This is a genomic window from Pseudonocardia sp. SID8383 (assembly GCF_009864975.1).
Taxonomy (GTDB): Bacteria; Actinomycetota; Actinomycetes; order Mycobacteriales; family Pseudonocardiaceae; genus Pseudonocardia; species Pseudonocardia alni.
The window spans coordinates 1-3,896 of the sequence record NZ_WWFY01000927.1 but is presented as its reverse complement, the minus strand read 5'-3'; the positions used below and the strand labels follow the sequence as shown (position 1 = coordinate 3,896).

The following is a 3,896-nucleotide window of genomic DNA, read 5'->3' as shown; positions in this document are numbered from 1 at the left end:
CCGGGGGCGGCGGACCCGCAGGCGCCGGTCGCCCCGGGCGCGCCCACCGAGGACATCGCCCCGGCCGAGGGCCGGATCGGCCGGCTGCGCGGGCGGCTGTCCCGCTCGCGCTCCGGGCTCGGCCAGAGCCTGCTGGGCCTGCTCGGCGCCGGTGACCTGGACGAGGAGTCCTGGGAGGACATCGAGGCCACTCTGCTGCAGGCCGACCTCGGTCCCGAGACGACCGCCGAGATCGTCGAGAAGCTGCGCGAGCAGATCGCGACCCGCGGCGTCCGCACCGCCGAGCAGGCCCGCGCCGCACTGCGCGACGTGCTCGTCGAGGCCCTCGGCACCGGCCAGGACCGCTCGGTACACGCGCTGCCGCACGACGGGCGGCCCGCGGTGCTGCTGGTCGTCGGCGTCAACGGCACCGGCAAGACCACCACCACCGGCAAGCTCGCCCGGGTGCTGGTCGCGGGTGGGCACCGGGTGACACTCGGCGCGGCCGACACCTTCCGGGCCGCCGCCGCCGAGCAGCTCGTCACCTGGGGCGAGCGCTCCGGTGCGGGTGTCGTCCGCGGGCCCGAGGGCGCCGACCCGGCCTCGGTCGCCTTCGACGCCGTCAAGCGCGGCACCGACGACGGGGTGGACGCCGTCCTGCTCGACACCGCGGGCCGGCTGCACACCAAGACCGGCCTGATGGACGAGCTGGGCAAGGTCAAGCGCGTCGTCGAGAAGCAGGCCCGGGTCGACGAGGTCCTGCTCGTCCTCGACGCCACCACCGGCCAGAACGGGCTGACCCAGGCGCGGGTGTTCGGTGAGGTCGTGGACGTCACCGGGGTGGTGCTCACCAAGCTCGACGGCACCGCCAAGGGCGGCATCGTGTTCCGCGTGCAGCGCGAGCTGGGGGTGCCGGTCAAGCTCGTCGGGCTCGGTGAGGGCCCCGACGACCTGGCCCCGTTCGAGCCCACCGCGTTCGTCGAGGCACTGCTCGACTGAGGTCACGGTGCGGGCCGTCGCGGACGGCCCGCACCGTGCGTCATGTCACGAACCGGACCATCCGGATGACCTTCGATCCTCCGGATCCGGTTGGGTAACCCAACCGTCATCCGGCGCGGCTGCCTGTTAACCGTTACGAAACGGACAGGCGCCGAATGCGAAACACGCGATCACCATTCTTCCTCCCCAGTCAGCCAGATGGACGGACATGGGAGGAACAGTGCCTGCAGAGGCCCTCAACGGCGGCGACACCGCCTGGATCCTGGCGAGCGCCGCGCTCGTACTGCTCATGACACCGGGGGTCGCGCTGTTCTACGGCGGCCAGGCCCGGTCCAAGAGCGTGCTGAACATGATGATGATGTGCTTCAGCTCGCTGGGCCTCGTCGGTGTCCTCTGGATCCTGTTCGGCTATTCGATGACCTTCGGCCCGGACCTCGGCGGCGGCCTGCTGGGCGACCCGTTCGCCTACTTCGGCCTCACCGCGATCCTGGCGAACGACCAGGCCGCCGAGACGCTGCCGCAGCTGGCCTTCGTCAGCTTCCAGGCGATGTTCGCGATCCTGACGGTCGCGCTGATCGCCGGTGCCGCCGCCGACCGCATGAAGTTCGGCGCGTGGATGCTCTTCTCCGGCCTGTGGGCCGTCCTGGTCTACTTCCCGATCGCGCACTGGGTCTTCGACCTGGAGCAGGGCTGGATCGCCACCTCGCTGGGCGCGCTCGACTTCGCCGGTGGTACCGCCGTCCACATCAACGCCGGTATGGCCGCCCTGGTCCTCTGCATCATCCTGGGCAAGCGCCGCGGCTGGCCGCGTGAGGCCATGCGCCCGCACAACCTGACCATGGTCATGCTCGGCGCCGGTCTGCTCTGGTTCGGCTGGTTCGGCTTCAACGCCGGGTCGTCCGGTGCCGCCGACTGGGCCGCCGCCTACGCCTTCACCAACACCATCGCCGCCACGGCCGCCGCCATCCTCGGCTGGCTGCTGATCGAGAAGATCCGCTACGGCAAGGCCACCTCGCTCGGCGCCGCCTCCGGCATCGTCGCGGGTCTGGTCGCGATCACCCCGGCCTGCGCCTCGGTCTCCCCGCTGGGCGCACTCGCCATCGGTGTCCTCGCCGGTGCACTGTCGGCCTACGCGGTCGGCTGGAAGTACAAGCTCGGCTACGACGACTCGTTCGACGTCGTCGGCGTCCACCTCGTCGCCGGCCTCTGGGGCACCCTGGCCATCGGGTTCTTCGCCACCGACATCGCCCCCGACGAGACCAACGGTCTGTTCTACGGCGGCGGCGTCGACCAGCTCTGGCGCCAGGCCGTGGCCGCGCTCGCCACGCTGGTCTACTGCGGCATCGTGACCGCGATCATCGCCTTCATCGTCAAGGCCACCCTGGGCCTGCGCGTCGAGGACGAGGCCGAGCAGGCCGGCATCGACGAGGCGGAGCACGCCGAGACCGGCTACGAGTTCTCCGGCCTGCGCGGCGGCAGCGGTCTCGGCTCCTCGCCGAAGCCCGCCACCGAGGCGAAGGCCACCCCCGTCGCGAAGCAGGAGGTCTGACCCGTGAAGCTCGTGACCGCCATCGTCAAGCCGTTCGTCCTGGAGGACGTCAAGGGCGCCCTGGAGCAGATCGGCGTGCTCGGTCTGACCATCAGCGAGGTCCAGGGCTACGGCCGCCAGAAGGGCCACACCGAGGTCTACCGGGGCGCGGAGTACTCGGTCGACTTCGTGCCGAAGGTCCGCGTCGAGGTCGTGGTCGACGACGCGCTGCAGGACAAGGTCGTCGACGCGGTCGTCGAGGCCGCCCGCACCGGCAAGATCGGTGACGGCAAGGTCTGGGTGACCCCGGTCGAGACCGTGGTCCGCGTCCGGACCGGAGAACGCGGCGCCGACGCCATCTGACCGACGGTCCCTCGCGACGGCCCGTCGCGCTCCCTTCCCGGAGTGCGGCGGGCCGTCCGCCGTCCGGACTCGAATCGGACATCACGGCATGTAAGCGGTCCACTACTCGAACGAACAGGAAGCGGGTGGCGCGGGGCGATGACGGTCCTCGGGTCGGGCGAAGCGGCGGACCTGGTCAAGGCGAAATCGGTCCTCCTGGAATCCAACGGCCGGCACCACCACGGCCCGGAGGCGTTGCGGGCCGCGCTGGTCGACCTGCACGACTTCTGGCTCTCCTCCCGGTGCGCGGCACTCGGGGTCGGCGGTGAGGGCAGCGGGACGGCGCTGGCGGCCGTCGGTGCGCTCGGCCGGCGCGAGCTGTGCCCCTGGTCCGACCTCGACCTCGTGCTCCTGTACGACGGCCGGACCGACGTCGACGCGCTCGCGGAGAAGCTCTGGTACCCGCTCTGGGACGCCGGGATCGGGCTCGACCACTCGGTGCGCACCCCCGGACAGGCCGTGCAGATCGCGGCGACCGACCTGCGGGCGGCCCTCGGGCTGCTGGAGCTGCGGCACGTCGCGGGGGACGCGACGCTCACCGGCAAGGTCCGCGACGCCGTCCGTGCGGCCTGGCGGGCCGGGATGCGCAGCCGCTTCGACGAGATCGTCGACACCACCACCGACCGCTGGCGGCGCAACGGCGACGTCGCCCACCGCATCGAGCCGGACCTGAAGAACGGCCACGGCGGCCTGCGGGACGTGCAGCTGCTCGACGCCCTGGCCACCGCCCAGCTCGTCGACCGGCCGGGGCCCGACGTCGTCGCCGCCCGTGCGCTGCTGCTGGACGTGCGCACCGAGCTGCACCGGCTCTCCGGCCGGGCCCGCGACGTCCTGCGCGCCCAGGAGGCCGACGACATCGCCACGATCCTCGAGGTCGGGGACCGTTTCGACCTGGCCCGCGCCCTGTCGGGTGCGGCCCGCGCGGTCGCCTTCGCGGCCGAGGTCGGGCTGCGCCAGGCCCGCAACGCGCTGCCTCGCCGGGGGCTCG

The 3,896-nt window shown here is 72.3% G+C and carries 3 protein-coding genes and 1 pseudogene; all 4 read left to right on the top strand.

Features of this window, described 5'->3' with window-relative positions:
* Window positions 1-978, top strand: a 978-nt coding sequence (ftsY, locus tag GTW08_RS22315; protein WP_161152467.1) for a signal recognition particle-docking protein FtsY, incomplete at its 5' end; no start/stop codon positions are given.
* Between the two features lie 220 nt (window positions 979-1,198).
* Complete coding sequence (locus GTW08_RS22310; RefSeq protein WP_301549162.1) at window positions 1,199-2,527, top strand: ammonium transporter; 1,329 nt, start codon at window positions 1,199-1,201, stop codon at window positions 2,525-2,527.
* A 3-nt stretch (window positions 2,528-2,530) separates the two neighbouring features.
* Window positions 2,531-2,869, top strand: coding sequence for a P-II family nitrogen regulator (locus GTW08_RS22305; RefSeq protein ID WP_062401001.1), 339 nt, complete (start codon window positions 2,531-2,533; stop codon window positions 2,867-2,869).
* 138 nt (window positions 2,870-3,007) lie between these two features.
* A pseudogene (locus GTW08_RS22300) lies at window positions 3,008-3,896 on the top strand ([protein-PII] uridylyltransferase); the annotation flags it as partial.